Origin of the sequence: Pseudomonas sp. RIT-PI-r (assembly GCF_001297015.1) — a bacterium.
GTDB lineage: Bacteria > Pseudomonadota > Gammaproteobacteria > Pseudomonadales > Pseudomonadaceae > Aquipseudomonas.
Genome location: NZ_LIGE01000005.1, coordinates 17,482 through 34,569 on the forward strand (window position 1 = coordinate 17,482; position 17,088 = coordinate 34,569).

Annotated in this window: 13 protein-coding genes and 1 pseudogene; 7 read left to right on the forward strand and 7 right to left on the reverse strand. The window is 61.4% G+C overall.

Features of this window, described 5'->3' with window-relative positions:
* Positions 1-5: 5 nt before the first annotated feature.
* Both AK821_RS00775 and AK821_RS00780 read right to left on the reverse strand, forming a co-directional pair.
* A pseudogene (locus tag AK821_RS00775) lies at positions 6-2,117 on the reverse strand (ATP-binding protein).
* A gap of 134 nt (positions 2,118-2,251) precedes the next feature.
* On the reverse strand, positions 2,252-2,941 hold the full coding sequence (locus tag AK821_RS00780) for a GntR family transcriptional regulator (protein WP_064387687.1): 690 nt from the start codon (positions 2,939-2,941) through the stop codon (positions 2,252-2,254).
* Between the two features lie 140 nt (positions 2,942-3,081).
* Here AK821_RS00780 and AK821_RS00785 point away from each other — a divergent pair, with 140 nt between their 5' ends.
* The 7 genes from AK821_RS00785 (at position 3,082) to AK821_RS00815 (ending at position 10,453) form a co-directional block, all read left to right on the forward strand.
* On the forward strand, positions 3,082-4,167 hold the full coding sequence (locus tag AK821_RS00785) for an ABC transporter ATP-binding protein (protein ID WP_064387688.1): 1,086 nt from the start codon (positions 3,082-3,084) through the stop codon (positions 4,165-4,167).
* 1 nt (position 4,168) lies between these two features.
* Entirely contained in the window at positions 4,169-5,086 is a 918-nt protein-coding gene (locus AK821_RS00790; RefSeq protein ID WP_064387689.1) for an ABC transporter permease, read from the forward strand.
* Positions 5,083-5,871, forward strand: a complete 789-nt coding sequence (locus AK821_RS00795) for an ABC transporter permease (RefSeq protein ID WP_064387690.1) — start codon at positions 5,083-5,085, stop codon at positions 5,869-5,871. Before AK821_RS00790 ends, AK821_RS00795 begins: the two co-directional genes overlap by 4 nt.
* A gap of 18 nt (positions 5,872-5,889) precedes the next feature.
* The gene (locus AK821_RS00800) at positions 5,890-6,942 is read left to right on the forward strand and encodes an extracellular solute-binding protein (protein WP_064387691.1); all 1,053 of its coding nucleotides are present in this window, start codon (positions 5,890-5,892) and stop codon (positions 6,940-6,942) included.
* Positions 6,943-7,098: 156 nt separating this feature from the next.
* Positions 7,099-8,295, forward strand: a complete 1,197-nt coding sequence (locus tag AK821_RS00805) for an amidohydrolase family protein (RefSeq protein WP_064387692.1) — start codon at positions 7,099-7,101, stop codon at positions 8,293-8,295.
* Positions 8,292-9,779, forward strand: coding sequence for an amidohydrolase family protein (locus tag AK821_RS00810; RefSeq protein WP_064387693.1), 1,488 nt, complete (start codon positions 8,292-8,294; stop codon positions 9,777-9,779). The genes AK821_RS00805 and AK821_RS00810 overlap by 4 nt, the downstream gene beginning before the upstream one ends.
* Before the next feature lie 11 nt (positions 9,780-9,790).
* Positions 9,791-10,453, forward strand: a complete 663-nt coding sequence (locus tag AK821_RS00815; RefSeq protein WP_064387694.1) for a flavin reductase family protein — start codon at positions 9,791-9,793, stop codon at positions 10,451-10,453.
* A gap of 133 nt (positions 10,454-10,586) precedes the next feature.
* Here the strand turns inward: AK821_RS00815 and AK821_RS00820 are convergent, their stop codons facing one another.
* The 5 genes from AK821_RS00820 to AK821_RS00840 all read right to left on the reverse strand — a co-directional run bounded on the left by AK821_RS00820 (position 10,587) and on the right by AK821_RS00840 (position 17,081).
* Positions 10,587-11,246 carry a DUF799 domain-containing protein gene (locus AK821_RS00820; protein ID WP_064387695.1) on the reverse strand — a complete coding sequence of 220 codons (660 nt, stop codon included), beginning with the start codon at positions 11,244-11,246 and terminating at the stop codon, positions 10,587-10,589.
* Complete coding sequence (locus AK821_RS00825) at positions 11,243-11,611, reverse strand: DUF4810 domain-containing protein (protein ID WP_064387696.1); 369 nt, start codon at positions 11,609-11,611, stop codon at positions 11,243-11,245. Before AK821_RS00825 ends, AK821_RS00820 begins: the two co-directional genes overlap by 4 nt.
* 28 nt (positions 11,612-11,639) lie before the next feature.
* Complete coding sequence (locus AK821_RS00830) at positions 11,640-12,326, reverse strand: CsgG/HfaB family protein (protein WP_161806640.1); 687 nt, start codon at positions 12,324-12,326, stop codon at positions 11,640-11,642.
* A 265-nt stretch (positions 12,327-12,591) separates the two neighbouring features.
* Positions 12,592-15,669 (reverse strand): error-prone DNA polymerase, encoded by a 3,078-nt coding sequence (locus AK821_RS00835; RefSeq protein ID WP_064387698.1) that lies wholly within the window; start codon positions 15,667-15,669, stop codon positions 12,592-12,594.
* Positions 15,666-17,081: a Y-family DNA polymerase gene (locus AK821_RS00840; protein ID WP_064387699.1), complete on the reverse strand. Its 1,416-nt coding sequence runs from the start codon at positions 17,079-17,081 to the stop codon at positions 15,666-15,668. Before AK821_RS00840 ends, AK821_RS00835 begins: the two co-directional genes overlap by 4 nt.
* Positions 17,082-17,088 lie beyond the last annotated feature (7 nt).

Below are 17,088 nucleotides of genomic sequence, written 5' to 3' on the forward strand. Positions count from 1 at the left end.
AACGCTCAGCTACCGAGCACCACGCGAATCATCTGCAACATGGCCTCCGGGCTATACGGTTTGCCGAGCAAATGCGTGTCGGGGCTGAGTTGGTGATTGCGCGAAATAATGTCGCGGGTGTGCCCGGAAGTGAACAGCACCGCCACCGGCGGCGTCTGCACCTTGGCCCAGGCGAACAGGTCGGAGCTTTTGATCAGCCCCGGCATGACCACGTCGGTGAAGATCAGGTCGACCGCGACACCTTCGAGGAGCATTTGCATGGCCGCATCGCCGTGGCCGGCGGTCAACACGCGGTAACCCTCCTCACGCAACAACTCGACCGCCGAGGCGCGCACCGCGTCGTTGTCTTCGACCACCAGAATCGTCTCGTGGCCACCACTCTGCTGCCTTTGCAGATTGGGTGACTCATCAAGGATCGGTCGCAAGCTACGCGGAAAATACAATTGCACCCGCGTGCCCTCGCCAACGGTACTGACGATCTCGACGTGGCCACCGCTCTGTTTGACGAAACCGAACACCATGCTCAGGCCCAGCCCGGTGCCCTGGCCGTCGGCCTTGGTGGTGAAAAACGGTTCGAACACTTGCTCGAGAATGCCTGGCGCAATGCCGGCGCCGGTGTCACTGACGGCAACGCGGACAAACTCGCCGGGGACGATGCCTTTACCGGCGCAGAACTCGCGATCGAGGCGCACGTTGGCGGCGCTGAGTGCAATGGTGCCCTCGCCCTTCATCGCATCGCGGGCGTTGATCGCCAGATTGAGAATGGCGTTTTCCAACTGGTTGCGGTCGACATTGATATGCCACGGTTGCTGCGGCAGTTGCACATCGATCTGAATGGTTTCGCCCAGCGCTCGCTGCAGTAATTCGCCGACACCTTCGAAGATCTGCCGCGGATTGCACACTGCCGGCGACAACGGCTGGCGCCGGGCAAACGCGAGCAATTGCGAGGACAGCTTGGCGCCGCGCTCGACCGCCGCCAGCGAGGCACTGACGCGGCGCTGCACGTTGGCATTGTCCGGTTCGTGGCGGGCGAGCAAATGCAGATTGCCGGCGATCACTTGCAGCAAGTTGTTGAAGTCGTGAGCAACGCCACCGGTGAGACCGCCAATGGCTTCGAGCTTCTGCGACTGGCGCAATTGCTCTTCGGCCGCCAGTCGCGCCTCGACTTCTTCGCCGACGCGCTGTTCAAGGTTGCGGGTGAATTTGAGCAGGGATTCTTCGGCGATCTTGCGTTCATGAATGTCGATCAACACGCCTGGGAAGCGCAGTGGCTCGCCCTGCTCGTCGAACTCGCAACCACCGCTGGCCAGCACCCACAGATAACTGCCATCGCTGCGCAATACCCGATATTCGGCGTTATACGGCTCACCGGTCTGCACACAATGGGCGACCCGCTCCTGCACCCAGGCGTGGTCATCGGGATGAATGCGCGACTCGGCAATGTCCTGAGCGAGATTGCTCAAGTCCTGATCCGGCGGATAGGAGAACGTACGGGTGAAACGTTCATCGGCTGATAGCGTGTTGTTTCTCACGTCCCAGACGAAAGAGCCAAGCAAGGCCCCGGCATTCTACGCCAGACGTACCCGCTCGTTGTCGGCGCGGTAGGCGTTTTCCGCCTCCTGGCGCAGGCGCTCCGAGATCACGAACTCAGTGGTTTCCACCACCATCGCCATCACCCCGGCCGGCTTGCCGTCATCATTGGCTACAGGGCTGTAATAAAGGTCGAGCCAGACATCTTCCGGAACGCCGTCACGCAACAGCACCAAGACTTTATTGCGAAACGACAAGGTGCCGCCGGCCAGACAGGTATCGACCACATGCCGATTGAAATCGGCGACTTCCGGCCAGCCCAACTCGACCGGCGCGCCTAGCAGATACGGATGGCGGCCCCCGGCAAATTTCGAATAGGCATCGTTGTAGATCATGTAGCCGGCACGGCCCCAGAGCATGACCATCGGCAGCGGCGACGCCAGCATCAATTGCACGGCGCTGCACAGACTGGCTGGCCAACTGTTCAGCGGGCCAAGTTCGGTGTGGCCCCAGTCGAACGCACTGATGCGCCCGGCCATTTCGCCTTTCCAGCCTTCACAACCATGGCTATCGGATAAAAACTGCATCGCCTGACTCAGTGTCCTGTACTGGTTGTCCCGTAAACCTCGCCGCCTGAACGACACGACGCCCGTCTGTTTCGAGCGTCTTCAGTCGCATTGGTTTCATTAGAGGTATAGCCGATTTCATCTCCGTCCGGGGCCTAGACGCCGATCAGGTGTTTGAGCGGATGGTAGCCAGTTTTCATCTTCGCGGCGACGTCGAGGATGGCCTTCTCGATGCCGTTCAAATGCATGCAGGTCAGCTCGATGGCAGCGCTCTGATTGCCCGCCTCGATGTATTCGATCAAGCGCAAATGCTCGTCGTCGCGGCACACTTCATGACTGTCGTCGTCCAGCGCAGCGGCGTACAGCGAAGCGCGGGAAATCAGCTTCTGGAACCAGTCGAGCAACACCGGGTTGTTCAGGCTGCGCGCCAGTTTGATGTGGAACTCGCCGAGCAGATGAATCAGCCGTTCGTGGTCGCCCGCCGCATGGGCTTGATCTTCAAGCAACAAGTGTTCACGCAGATCCTGCATCGCCGCGCTGTCCTTGCGTCGGCACAGTTCAGTGACGATGCCGATCTCGATCAGCCTGCGGGTTTCGAACAGTGAACGGATCTCTTCGTTGCTCGGCAGCGACACCGATGCACCCTTGTTGGGCTCGGTGGTGACCAGCCCATCGGCCTCCAATTGCTTGAGCGCGGCACGCACCGACGTGCGGCTGACATTAAATAATTCGGCCAATGAGGCCTCGCCCAGCTTCATCCCCGGGCGCAACGAACGCTTGCTGATCGCCTCGTAAACCCCTTGGTAGACGCGGTCGACCGTGGTTTCCAGTTTCTTCTCGGTCATTCGAACACTCCTTTAGCGTCAGGCAACCAGCCCCTGGCGATGCCTGGCCATGGAAAAAGGGGGTTGCACACGCAGATTAATCCGGGTATTTCTAAATTGCATTCAAATATTGCATACAATAAATAGAGGATTGCACCATTATGGGTCAACCAATAGCAATTGAAGTGCGCAACGTCTCTAAACGCTACTCCGACGATCCCGGCCTTGCGCCAGCCCTCGACAATGTCTCGGTGAACATCGCCGACAACGAGTTCTTCACCCTGCTCGGCCCCTCGGGCTGCGGCAAAACCACCCTGCTGCGCACCATCGCCGGTTTCGAACATGTCAGTGAAGGCGAGATTCGTCTGGCCGGAGAGCCGGTCAATGATTTGCCGCCGTTCAAGCGTCGGGTCAACACGGTGTTCCAGAGCTACGCGCTGTTTCCGCACATGAGTGTCGCGCAGAATATCGCCTTCGGGCTCGAGATGCAGGGTCTTGAACGCAAGTTGATACCGGATCGGGTCAACGAGATGCTCGCATTGGTGCAAATGGAACATCTGGCCGGGCGCAAACCAGCGCAATTGTCCGGCGGCCAGCAACAGCGCGTGGCTCTGGCCCGGGCCTTGGCGCCGAAACCCAAAGTCTTGCTGCTGGATGAACCGTTGTCGGCACTCGATCTGAAGCTGCGCAAGGAAATGCAGGTCGAACTCAAGCGTGTACAGAAAGAAGCCGGCATCACCTTCATTTTCGTCACCCACGATCAGGAAGAAGCGCTGACCCTGTCCGATCGCATCGCCGTGATGTCGGCCGGCAAGATCCTGCAGATCGGCACGCCAACCGATATCTACGAACATCCGAAGCATCATTTTGTCGCGCAGTTTATCGGCGACATCAACTTCCTACCCGGCCAGCTCAAGCACGGTGAACACAACGAAAAACTGTTCGTGCCCGACGGGATGCCCATCGAAATTCCGTGTCAGCAACAGAGCTTTGCCGGCAGCGGCGTGCAACTGGCGTTCCGCCCTGAGCGCTCGCAATTGGTTGACGCCAGCGAGCCGCATCACCTGCGCGGGATCATTGAAGCCGTGCTCTACGTTGGCACCGCGACGCTCTACCAGTGCCGCCTGAACAACGACATCAAAGTCATGCTGCGCGAAAACAACGAAGGCCTGAACCAAAGCCGCGCGGTCGGCGAACGCATCGCCGTGCACCTGCCGCCGCATGCCTGCCTGTTGATGGAGGCCTGAGATGAGCGTCAGCAGCACTTCCCCTGCCCTCAACCGCGCGCTGTTGCTCAGCCCGGTGGTGTTGACCCTGCTCGCCCTGATCGCCATTCCGCTGGGAATCATGGGCTACATCAGCCTGCTGCCGCGCAACACCTATGGCGGCGTCGACTGGCAAGCGCAATGGCAACTGCAAAGCTATGTGCAGCTGTTTTTCCAGGAAGGTTTTGACGGTGAACTGGAACTGAACTGGGTCTATGCGCAAGCGTTGTTGCGCTCGGTGTTGCAAGCCGGCGGCACCACCGTGTTGTGCTTTCTGTTCGGTTTTCCGGTGGCGTTGTGGATGTCGAGCCTGACCCCGCGCCGACGCAACCTGATGGTCTTGCTCATCACCATTCCGTTCTGGACCAACCTGCTGATCCGCAACTACGCGTGGCTGATCATCCTGCGCGAACACGGTTGGGTCGCACAAAGCCTTAACGCGCTGTTCCCCAGCGCCGGCGGCATCACCCTGCTCTACAACGATTTCGCGGTGAGTGTCGGTCTGGTCTACAGCTTCCTGCCGTTCATGATTCTGCCGATCTATTCGACCCTGGAAAAACTCGACTGGCGTCTGGTTGAAGCGGCCTACGACCTCGGCGCGAATCGCTGGCACGCATTGCGCCGAATCATCCTGCCGCTGTCGATGCCCGGGGTGATTGCCGGTGCGTTGCTGGTGTTCGTGCCGAGCCTCGGTGCCTTCATCACCCCGGCGATTCTCGGCGGCGGCAAGACCCTGATGATCGGCAACCTGATCCAGCAACAGTTCGGCACGGCGCGCAACTGGCCGCTGGGCAGCTCGCTGTCGTTCCTGTTGCTGGCGATTCTGCTGGTGTCGCTGGTGCTTTACGCGCTGTACAGCCGCCATGCGGCGAAGACCATCCATCGGGGGGCGAAAGCATGATTTCCCTGCACCTGAAAAAACTCCCGGCAACCCGCGAAATCAGCCTGCTGATCCTCGCCTATCTGTACCTGCCGATCTTCGTGTTGATCGCCTACAGCTTCAACGCCAACCGCTCGGCGACGGTGTGGACCGAGTTTTCGTTTGCCTGGTACGGGCGGATTCTCGCCAACCCGTCGATCCAGACGGCAGCGCTCAATTCGATCATCGTCGCAACGATTGCCACGATCTGCGCCACGGCGATTGCGCTGCTCGCGGCGCTGGCGACGTACCGACCGTTCTACGGACAGAAAATGGTCGAGGGTGGGATCAACCTGCCGCTGATCCTGCCGGAGATCGTCACCGCTGTGGCGACCTTGCTGCTGTTCATGGCGTTGGGCATCAAGCTCGGTTTGCTCACGGTGATCGTCGCGCACATCGGCTTCTGCATTCCCTTCGCTTACCTGCCGATCCGTGCGCGGCTCAACGATCTGGACAAAAGCCTGCTCGAAGCGGCGAACGATCTGTACGCCAATCCTTGGCAAGTATTCCGCCGCGTGACCTTGCCGCTGTTGTGGCCGGCGGTGTTGTCCGGTGCGGTGCTGGCGTTCGTGGTCAGCCTCGACGACTTCATCATGACCTTCTTCGTCGCCGGCCCCGGTTCGACGACGTTGCCGGTGTACATCTTCTCGGCGATCAAGGCCGGCGTTACCCCGGAAATCAATGCGATCTCAACGCTGATGCTGCTGATCTCGATTGTCCTGGTGGTGCTGGCCTTCTGGTTGGGCCAACGCGGTAAACAACAATAAATCTGGAGCGCTCTGTTCATGAAAAGCAAAAGCATGCGTCTGGCAATGTCCGGTCTGGCCCTGAGTTGTTTCGCCGCGTTCGGCGCCCACGCCGCCGAACCGAAAGAGCTGTTTTTCTACAACTGGACCGATTACTACCCGGTCGACTTGCTGGCCAAATTCGAAAAAGAAACCGGCATCAAAGTGACCATGGACGGTTACGACAGCAACGAAACCCTGCTCGCCAAATTACAGGCCGGCGGCGCCGCGTATGACGTGATCGTGCCGTCGCAATCGATCATGCAGACGCTGATCAAGCAGGACTTGCTGATGGAAATCGATGCGCCGAGCCTGAGCAACTTCCAGTACGTCAAAGGGCCGTTTCGCGATCCCAGTTTCGACCCGGGACGCAAGTTCTCGGCGCCGTATCTGTGGGGCACCACCGGCTTCTCTTACGACAGCGCGCGGGTGCCGGGCGGCAAACTGGATGACTCGTGGAAAGAGTTCTTTGAACCGCGCAAAGAGCTGCAAGGCCAGCTCGCCGCGCTGGATACGTCGAGCAGCGTGATCAACGCCGCCAGCCATTATCTGAACGTTGATGAGTGCAGCGAAAACCCGCAGGACGCCAAGCGCATCCTTGAACTGCTGCAAAAGCAGAAGCCGTTTTTGAAGATGTACAGCTCCGACAACACCGTCGACCGCATGGCTTCGGGCGAGGTGATCATGATGCAGAACTGGAACGGTTCTACAGCGCGGGCGACCTTGCAGAAGAGCACGATCAAGTACGTCTATCCGCGTGAAGGCCTGGCCATGTTCCAGGACAACTTCGCCGTGCCGAAAAGCGCCCCGCACCCGGGCAACGCGAAGATTTTTATCGACTGGATGATGAAGCCTGAGAACGCCGCCGCCGTGTCCAACGCCATTGCTTATGCCAACGGGATTCAGAGCGATTCGTTGCTCGATCCGAAGTGGAAGGTGATGGACGCGATCAACATGCCTGAGGAATACGCCTCGCGTTTGCGGCCTGAAAAGGAGTGCAGCAACAAGGCAAGGGAGCTGCAGGACCGGATCTGGTCGAAGCTCAAGGGTTGATCACCTGATCTGAAATCGAGGTGCGGCCATCGCTGGCAAGCCAGCTCCCACAGGAATCTGTGTCGCACATAGAAAGTGGGCACACCTCGACACCTGTGGGAGCTGGCTTGCCAGCGATGAGACCCGCCCAGACACCATTGAACCAGAGGTAAAGAAATGACCCAGCCACACTGGCTCCGCAACGTGCGCCCCTACGGCGCCCAAGCCGAAGACCTGCTGATCGAAAACGGCCGATTCGCCCAGCGCCGCCCGGCCAGCAACACGCCGCTGGCCGGCACCGACATCGACGGCCACAATCAACTGCTCACCAGCGCGCTGGTCGAAAGCCACGTCCACCTCGACAAAACCCTCTACGGCCAACCCTGGCGCCCGAACAGCGCCGGGCCAACGCTCAAGGATTACATCAGCAACGAACGCCGCATCCTCCGTGAAGTGACCGCACCCATCGCCGAACGCGCAGGCGCGCTGCTGGAAAACTGCATCGCTCGCGGCTCGCTGACCATGCGCTGCCATGTCGATATCGACCCGGAATTCGGCTTGCGTCACGTCGAGGCCATGCAGCAGTTGCGCGAACGCTACAAAGACCTCATCGACCTGCAACTGGTGGTGTTCCCGCAAACCGGTTTGATCAGCCGCCCCGGTACCGCCGAACTGATGCGTGAAGCGATGGCATTGGGCGTCGAAAACGTCGGTGGGCTCGACCCGTGCGGCATCGACAACGACCCGATCGCACAACTGGATTTCATCTTCAAACTGGCGACTGAGTTTGGCCGAGGCGTGGACATTCACCTGCATGACAAAGGTGAGTTGGGCCTGTGGCAGATCGCGCTGATCGCCGATTACACCGAGCGTTTCAGCCTGCAAAACCGCGTGATGATCAGCCACGCCTACTGCCTCGGCATGCTGCCGTGGAGTCAGGTCAAACCGGTTGCCGAGCGGTTGGCGGTGTTGGGGATTTCGCTGATGAGTTCGGCGCCGGCCGACACCGCCGTGCCGCCGTTTCTGGCATTGCATGAGACTGGCGTGAATGTCTGCCTGGGCTCTGACGGCATCCGCGATGCGTGGTCGCCGATGGGTAATGGCGACATGCTCGAACGGGCGATGCTGCTGGCGTTTCGCTTTGACCTGGGCAAGGACGATGAACTGGCGGCGGCGTTCGAGGCGGCCACGGTTAACGGTGCGCGGGCGCTGGGCGTCGAGGATTACGGCTTTGCCCTCGGGCAGCGTGCTGACTTCTTGTTGATGCCGGTTGAAACCCTTGGCGAAGCGGTGGTTGCGCGGCCATTGCGTCAGGTCTATCGCGGCGGTGTCTTGATCGCCGAAGGTGGCCGCTTGCTGAGCAGCCGTCTGTGAAACGCATCGGTCTGCGCGCCAGTTGCGTGGTCGGTTTCGACGGCACGCAGCATGTGCTGTGGCGCGACGGCGAAGTGGTGTTCGCCGGGTCGCACATCGAGTTCGTCGGGCGTGGTTACGCGGGGACGGTGGATCAGTGGATCGACTACGGCAATGCGTTGATCGGCCCCGGCTTCATCGATCTGGATGCGCTGGGCGACCTCGACTCCACGGTGCTGACCCTGGATAACGGCGACGAGCGCAGCATGGGGCGCATGTGGTCGTCAGACTATCTGGCCGCTGGCCCGCGTGAGACTTACAGCCCGGAAGAAGAAGTTTTCAAATACCGCTACGCCTTCACCCAGCTGATCCGCAACGGCATCACCACGGCGATGCCGATCACCTCGATGTACTACCGCCAGTGGGCGGAAACCTACGACGAGTTTGCCGCCGTGGCAGGCGTTGCCGGCGAACTGGGTCTGCGCACTTACCTCGGCCCCTGCTACATGAGCGGCATGAGTTACTGGCAGGCTGACGGCACCCTCGCCCATCACTGGGATGAGGATCGCGGGCTGGCCGGACTGGATACCGCTGAACGCTTCTTCAAGGATTTCGACGGTGCGCACAACGGTTTGATTCGCGCTGCGCTGCTGCCGGATCGCATCCAGACCTGCACGCCGGCATTGCTGCAGCGCACCTCGGCGCTGAGCCGCGAACTGAACGCACCCATGCGCCTGCACTGCTGTCAGGCGCTCGGCGAAGTAACGATGGTTGAGCAGTTGCGCGGTGATTCGCCGTTGAGCTGGTTACAACGGCTGGACCTGCTCACACCGCGCAGCCTGTTGCCGCATGGCATCTACACCGCTGGCGATGACGACCTGCAACGAGTGGTCGACGGTGGCACGAGTCTGGTGCATTGCCCTTTGGTGTTTGCCCGCGATGGCGAGGCGTTGAACTCGTTCGGACGCTATCGCGCCAAAGGCATCAACCTGGCGTTGGGCACTGACACCTGGCCGGCGGATCTGCTGGAAAACATGCGTCACGGCTTGAACATCGCGCGGTTGATGGAGGGCGGCCCAGCGCTGACCAGCAGCCTCGATCTGTACAACGCCGCGACCCTCGGCGGTGCGCGGGCGCTGGGTCGCGATGACCTCGGACGCCTGGCCCCCGGCGCCAAAGCCGACATTACTGTGTTCAGCCTGCGCGGCCTGCATCTGGGGCCGTTGTTCGATCCCCTGAAGAACCTGTTATTGGCCGGGCGCGGCGACGACTGCATCGCCAGTTATATCGACGGTCGTTGCGTGATGCACGACGGTCAGGTCAACGGCGTCGACTACCCCGCCCTGCAACGTCAGGCGCAACGCCAATACGAAAAACTCATGCGCAGCCACAGCGACCGGGCCGTGGGCCGACCGGACTGGAAAACCCTGTTCCAGCCAGCCATTCCGTTCGCCGATGACTACAGCGCCAAGGCGCCGTTGAGCGCCATCGATCCACTTTCCTAGAGGTTTTTGCCATGCACAGTTTTGATTTCAGCCAACTCAGCCCACGGGAAAAATACAAGATCCTGATCGGCAGCGTCGTGCCCCGGCCCATTGCACTGGTCACCACCATCGATGGCGAGGGCCGGGTCAATGCCGCGCCGTTCAGCTTCTTCAATGCGCTGTCGGCGGACCCGCCGATTCTGGCCTTGGGCGTGGAAAACTACGGCGATCAGAGCCCGAAAGACACCACGCGCAATATCCAGTTGAACCAGGAATTCACCGTGAACATCGTCAGCGATGCATTGGTGGAGGCGATGAACGTCTGCGCCGTGCCGTTCGCGCCGGGTTTCGATGAGTTGACCGCTGCGGGGCTGACGGCGATTGCCGGTACCACGGTGAAATGCCCAAGGATCGGCGAAGCGCCGGTCGCGCTGGAGTGCCGACGGATGATGGCGCTGAACATCGGCCAGTCGCGGGAGATCATTTTTGGCGAGGTGTTGATGGCGCATGTGCGCGATGAGTTGATCGATCCGAAGACGCTGTACATCGATCAGTTGGGGCTGGATGCGATCGGGCGCATGGGCGGCCATGGTTATGCGCGAACCCGTGATTACTTCGATCTGCCGACCCGCTCGTTGCAAGCGTGGACGGAAGCACCGGGGGGTGGCGAGCGGTTTTGGCCCGCGCCGAAATAAACCAGAACAACGCATTCCCCCTGTAGGAGTGAGCCTGCTCGCGATAGCGGTGTGTCAGTCACTTTGATCTTGTCTGACACACCGCTATCGCGAGCAGGCTCACTCCTACAGGGGTTCTCAGTGGGGCTTGTAATCAGTCCGTGCCGTACTTCGGCGAACGCGGGCCGTACAGCAGCCCCGCCGGATGCCCGGCCGAGAGCAGGCGATTGCTCGCCACACCGGCAATCGGATAACCGGCATCAGTGGAGCTGTTGATGATCTGCTTCACCGCCGCCGTGATCAGCATGCCGATCAGACCGCCACCACCGTTGTTGCCACCCTCTTCGCTCGACGCCCGCGCCGCTCCGGTCCACAGCGTGGTGCCGCTTTTCAGGTCAACCAGTTTCGCTGTCGCGGTCACAGCCGTTTCGCTGCTGATCACCATGTAACGCGTGCCGTATTCGCTCACGGTGATGTACAGCGCCGCATCCGCACCGAAGATTTCCTGCAGCTTGTGCGGCGGTGCCTGATGAATGTCATCCGGCGTGGTCAGGCCGTTCTGGCGGAAGGTTTCGTCCACCAGCGCGATCGGCAACACGTAATAACCGGCTTCGGCCAGCGGGAACGTCACTTGCGACAGCAGGCTGTACGACGCCTTCACGTCCGGTGAGGTGTTCAGCGGTGGCAACACCAGAATGGTCTTGGGCCGCGCCTGTTTGTACGCCGAGTAGTCCACGGTCTTCGGCGCGACACAGCCGCCAAGCAGCGTCAGGGCCAGCGCACCGGCCAGCAGTTTCAAGGTGCGCGAGATCATTGCACGACTCCGGCCTTGGCGTTTTTAAGCAGAAAATCCATGTACGTGCCGGACTCGGGGAACAGGGTTTTCTCGGTGTTGAACTGCTGCACCATCTGATCGTCCTTGCCCATGCTCAGGTAGAGCAGGCCCAAGTGCGCGTGGTAGCCCGGTGGTACGGCTTTGCCGGTGGAGCGGATCTTTTGCAGATCACGTTCCAGTGCTTCGGCCTGCGCCTCTTTCGGCTCTTCGCCTTTGAAGTATTCGTAGACCTGGGGCTCGTAACCTTCCCACTGGTACAGGGTTTGCGGGCTGCTGCAACCGGCCAGCAAGGCGCTGGCGGCCAGCGTCAGCGCCATCAGCGAGCGCGACAAAGTCAGATTCATGGGTATTGCTCCTTGCAATGGGCGTCGATCAGTTGCCCGGTTTCCAGGCACCGGCGTTCATGCCATCGACCAGACGATTGATCGCCTCGCGCATGGCCAGATCGAGGACTTTGCCGTTGAGGGTCGAATCGTAGGCAGCGGTGCCGCCGAAGCCGATGATTTCGCGGTTGGACAAGGCGTATTCGCCAGCGCCCTGGGTCGAATAAACCACTTCGGAGGTGCTGATGTTGACGATGTTCAGGTTGACCTTGGCGTAAGCAACCTGGGTCTTGCCGCGGCCGAGAATGCCGAACAATTGGTGATCGCCAGTCTCTTTGCGACCGAACTCGGTGACGTCACCGGTGACCACGTAATCAGCACCTTTGAGGCGCTGGGCCTGGCCTTTGATGGCCGCTTCCTGCTGGATTTCGCCCATGTTGTCGCGATCCAGCACGCTGAAGCGGTTGGTCTGCTGCAAGTGAGTGATCAGGATGGTCTTGGCCTGGCCGCCGAGGCGGTCGACACCGTCGGAGAAGATCCCGCGCATGTAGCTGGAGCGGTTGTCGAACTTGCCCACCGCCATTGGCACGCGAACGCCGGTCCAGATCTGCGAAGCGCTTTCAACCTTGGCCACCGGCAGCGCGCGGGAGCTTTCCGTGGCGCAACCGGAGAGTGTGGTGGCAAGGGTGCCAAGCACGGCAATTGCCACGCCTGAAACCAGCATCCGGGAGATCATTCTCACTGGGTAATCCTTTTGAAAAACGGGGGTGTCCCGGCACGGCAATGCGGTACAGGGGCTGAAAAGGGCCGGCATTATGACAAAGTGCCATCATTGCGAACAGATATTTTTGACGCCAATGAATTGGCTGTTCCGGACTTGATCGTTCCCACGCTCTGCGTGGGAATGCAGCCACGGACGCTCCGCGTCCGCTGTGACGCGGAGCGTCACGGGAGGCGTTACCACGCAGAGCGTGGGAACGATCAGACAAGGGGTCGGTGCGCTAATGGAAATCGCGACTCTGCACGCGGATGCCGTTGAGCAATGGGCTGAGGTCGCTCAAGCGGCCGGCGATCAGATGGCGCACGTCGCCTTCGCGCTCCCAGCGGCCATCGACCCTGAGCAATTGCGAACCGACCAGCACTTGCCGTTGGCGCTCGGCCAGGTCGCGCCAGACCACTACGTTGACGTTGCCGAACTCATCTTCCAGCGTCACAAACGTCACGCCGCTGGCAGTCCCCGGTCGTTGGCGCCCGGTGACCAGCCCGGCAATGCTCACCGGCCTGCCATGTTCAACGTCGAGCAACTCCTGCGAACTGCGGCAGCGGCGCGCCTTCAACTCGCCGCGCAACAGCGCCAGTGGATGCGGCCCCAGTGTGGTGCCCACCGTAGCGTAATCGGCGTGCAGGTCCTCGCCGACGCTGGGTTTTGGCAGCACCACGTCGGGTTCTTCCTGGCTGGGCAACCCGGCAAATAATCCGAGCTGCTTCTGCACCCCGGCCACCTCCCAACGCGCCCGATGTCGGTGCCCGGCCAAACCGCGCAGCGCTCCGGAGTCCGCCAACAGCGCCTGCGCCCGGCTGTCCAGCGCGGCGCGTTCACCAAGATCGGCGACATCGGCAAACGCCCCACGCGAGCGCGCCGCTTCGATGCGCCGGGCGTCCTCCTCGCGAAAGCCCTTGATCATCCGCAAGCCCATGCGAATTGCCGGTTGCGCCGCCGTGGTGGTTTCCAGGCTGCAATCCCAGTCACTGGCACGCACGTCCACCGGGCGAATCTGCAATTGATGCCGGCGCGCGTCTTGGAGAATCTGATCCGGGCTGTAGAAACCCATCGGCCAGCTATTGATCAACGCGCAAGCGAACGCCGCCGGTTCGTGGCACTTGAGCCAGCAACTGGCGTACGTCAGCAAGGCAAAACTGGCAGCGTGGGATTCGGGGAAGCCGTAGCTGCCGAAGCCTTTGATCTGCTCGAAAATCTGCGCGGCGAATTCTGGCGTGTAGCCATTTTTCTTCATGCCCGCAGCGAGGCGCTCCTTGTGCGGTTCGAGGCCGCCGTGGCGCTTCCACGCAGCCATGGAGCGGCGTAACTGATCGGCCTCGCCTGGGCTGTAATCGGCGGCGACGATGGCGATCTGCATCACCTGTTCCTGAAACAGCGGTACGCCGAGAGTGCGTTTGAGCACCACTTCCAGCTCCGGCGACGGGTAGGTTTCCTCTTCTTCTTTATTGCGGCGGCGCAGATACGGATGGACCATCCCGCCCTGAATCGGCCCCGGGCGGACGATGGCTACCTCGATCACCAAATCGTAGAACTTCGCCGGTTTCAGGCGTGGCAGCATCGACATCTGTGCGCGGGACTCGATCTGGAACACGCCAATGGTGTCGGCGCGGCTGATCATCTCGTAGGTCGGTTTGTCTTCGGCCGGAATATTCGCCAGGCTCAGATCCAGATTGCGGTGACGACGCAGCAAGTCGAAGCAGCGACGGATTGCACTGAGCATGCCGAGGGCAAGGATATCCACCTTGAGCAGGCCGACCGCGTCGAGGTCGTCCTTGTCCCATTGAATGATCGTGCGCTCGGCCATGGCCGCGTTCTCGACCGGTACCAGCGTGTCCAGCGGCTGTTCGGAAATCACGAAGCCGCCAGGGTGTTGCGACAGGTGTCGGGGGAAGCCGATCAGTTGCCCGGTCAGGCTCAGTACGCGGCGCAGCACCGGGCTTTCGGGATCGAAGCCTCCCTCGAGCAAGCGTTCCAGCGGCGGTGTTTCATCGCTCCAGTGGCCGCAGCAATCGGCCAGTGCGTTGATTTGATCCGGCGGCAGGCCCAAGGCCTTGGCCACGTCGCGTACGGCGCCGGCGGCGTGGTAAGTACTGACCACCGCGGTCAGCGCCGCGCGACCACGACCGTAACGGCGAAACACGTATTGCAGGACTTCTTCGCGGCGTTCGTGTTCGAAGTCGACGTCGATGTCCGGCGGTTCGTTGCGCTCCTTGGACATAAAGCGTTCGAACAGCAACGTGGTGCGGTCCGGGTCGATTTCGGTAATGCCCAAGGCAAAACACACCGCCGAGTTGGCCGCCGAGCCACGACCCTGACAGAGAATCTGCTGCTCGCGGGCGAAGCGCACCACGTCGTGCACAGTGAGAAAGTAGCTTTCATAACCGAGCTCGGCGATCAGTTGCAGTTCATCGTCGATCTGCTTGAGAACCTTGGCTTGCGGGCCTTTGGGCCAGCGCCAGGCAATGCCTTCTTCGGTCAGATGGCGCAGCCAGGAACTGGCGCTATATCCCTCGGGCACCAGTTCCTTGGGATATTGATACCGCAATTCGCCCAGATCGAAAGTACAGCGCCGCGCCAGATTCACCGATTCGTCGAGCAATGCCTGCGGATACAACTCGCGCAACACCTCGACACTGCGCAAATGTCGCTCGCCATTGGGGTGCAGGCGCAACCCGGCCTCGGCCACCGGCACGTGATGGCGGATCGCGGTCATGGTGTCCTGCAAGGCGCGTCGGCCTCGGGCGTGCATGTGCACATCGCCGCTGGCCACGGCCGGAATCTGCAACTCGGCGGCCAGACTCAACAACCTTGCCAAGCGCTGCTGATCGTCCTGGCCGCGATGCAACTGCACCGCCAGCCACAGGCGCTCGCCGAAGATCTGTTTCAGCCAACGGCCCTCTTCCACCTGCTCAAGCGAATCCGGCACCCACAACACCAGCAGCCCCGGTTGCGGCTCGCTGAAATCTTCGCGCAGCACCTGATACTGGCCTTTCTGCGTGCGTCGTCGGGCGCGGGTGATCAAGCCACACAAGGCCTGATAACCGGCGAGGTTCTCCACCAGCAGCACCAGTTTCGGGCCGTTTTCGATGCGCACTTCACTGCCGATGATCAGCGGCAGCTCAACCGATTTCGCCGCTTGCCACGCCCGCACAATCCCGGCCAGCGTGCATTCATCGGTGATCGCCAGCGCCTGATAGCCATGCTTTTTCGCCCGCTGGAACAGTTCCAGCGCACTGGAGGCACCGCGCTGGAAACTGAAGTTCGACAGGCAGTGCAGTTCGGCATAACCGTCGTTCATGCAAACCAGCCCTGCAGCCACAACGGACCGCCCTCACCCACCGCGCGATAAGCCCAACCCTGTTGGCCGGCGCGGTTCTGGATCAGGTAATAATCGCGGCGCACATCGTCGCCGTCCCACCAGCCCGACTCGATGCGTTCCGGGCCCATGAGAATCCGCGCCGAACCTTGCGGCACGCTCTGCGGTTCATCGAGCAACCAGCCCGGACGGTGCACGCCCGGCAACGCAGTGCAGCGCTGTTTGTCGACGCCGTTCTGCCATGCGCACTCGGGCCGATGATCGGCCTGAAAACGCAGCCCCTGCACCGCGTCATCGCCCAAGCGTGCACGCAAGCGTTCGCGCAACTGCTGCCACGGCAAGGTTTGCTGCGGACGGTCGTCGAACAGCTCCTGAAACTGCGGGACGAAGCTCGGCAGGTCCTCGGCGCGCAGACGAAAGCCGCGCACGGGTGCCTCGACCTGCACTTGCTCCAGCCGCCCACGGGCCAGTTCGAACAGCATCGCCGGATCACGTTCGGCGCTGAGCAGGCCAACCTTGATTACGCTGTCCGGCAACCCGGCGTGCTCCAGATGCAGATCGAAACGCTGCACGCCGCTGTCACGCCCGCAGAGGAACGCCGACAGATCGCCGGTCAAACGGCGTAACGGGAACAGCAACGCCTGATGCGATTGCACGTCGAAATTCAGCTCGATGCGCACATCGAAACGATCCGGCGGCAGGTAAAACGCCAGCGCCAACGGGCGCGCGCCGAACAGGGTGTCGAGGTGCTTGAGCATCGGCGCTTCGAAACGTCGGGCCAGTGCCTGACGGGGCAAGCTCTGCACCTGACTGAGATTACGCAGGCCCATACGCGACAACGCTGTAGCCACACTCGGTTCCAGGCCGACGCGGTCGACAGGCAACTGGCCAAGGTGATGCTGCAAGGCTTCGCCGTCGGGCACCACCAATCCATCGTAAGCATTGGCCAGCACCCGCGCCGCCACTGGATTCGGCGCGGCGACGATGCGATGACGAAAGCCCAAGTCCGTCAGTTCCTTGCGCAGGCGCGCTTCGAACTGCGCCCAGGAACCGAACAGGCCCAGGCTGGATTCGATCTCGAACACCACGGTGCGCGGGTAATGCACGCTGACCTGCGCGCTGAAACCGTAGGCCCATGCGGCCAAAAACTGCTGCCAGTGCTCGACCTCGGCAGCCTCGTAATCAGCGGTGGCAAACCCCTTGCTCATGGCCTGGGCGGCAGTCATCGACTGGCCGGCGCGCAGACCGAGTTTGCGCGCGGCAGGATTGACCGCTTGCAGCACCCGGCGCTGGGCCGGGCCGCTGAGCAGCACCAACGGCTCATCGGGATCGGGACGCTGACGCAGCACCGCGTCCAGCGCCAATTGCGGGAATAGAATGCAGACCCAGCGCATGGCGACC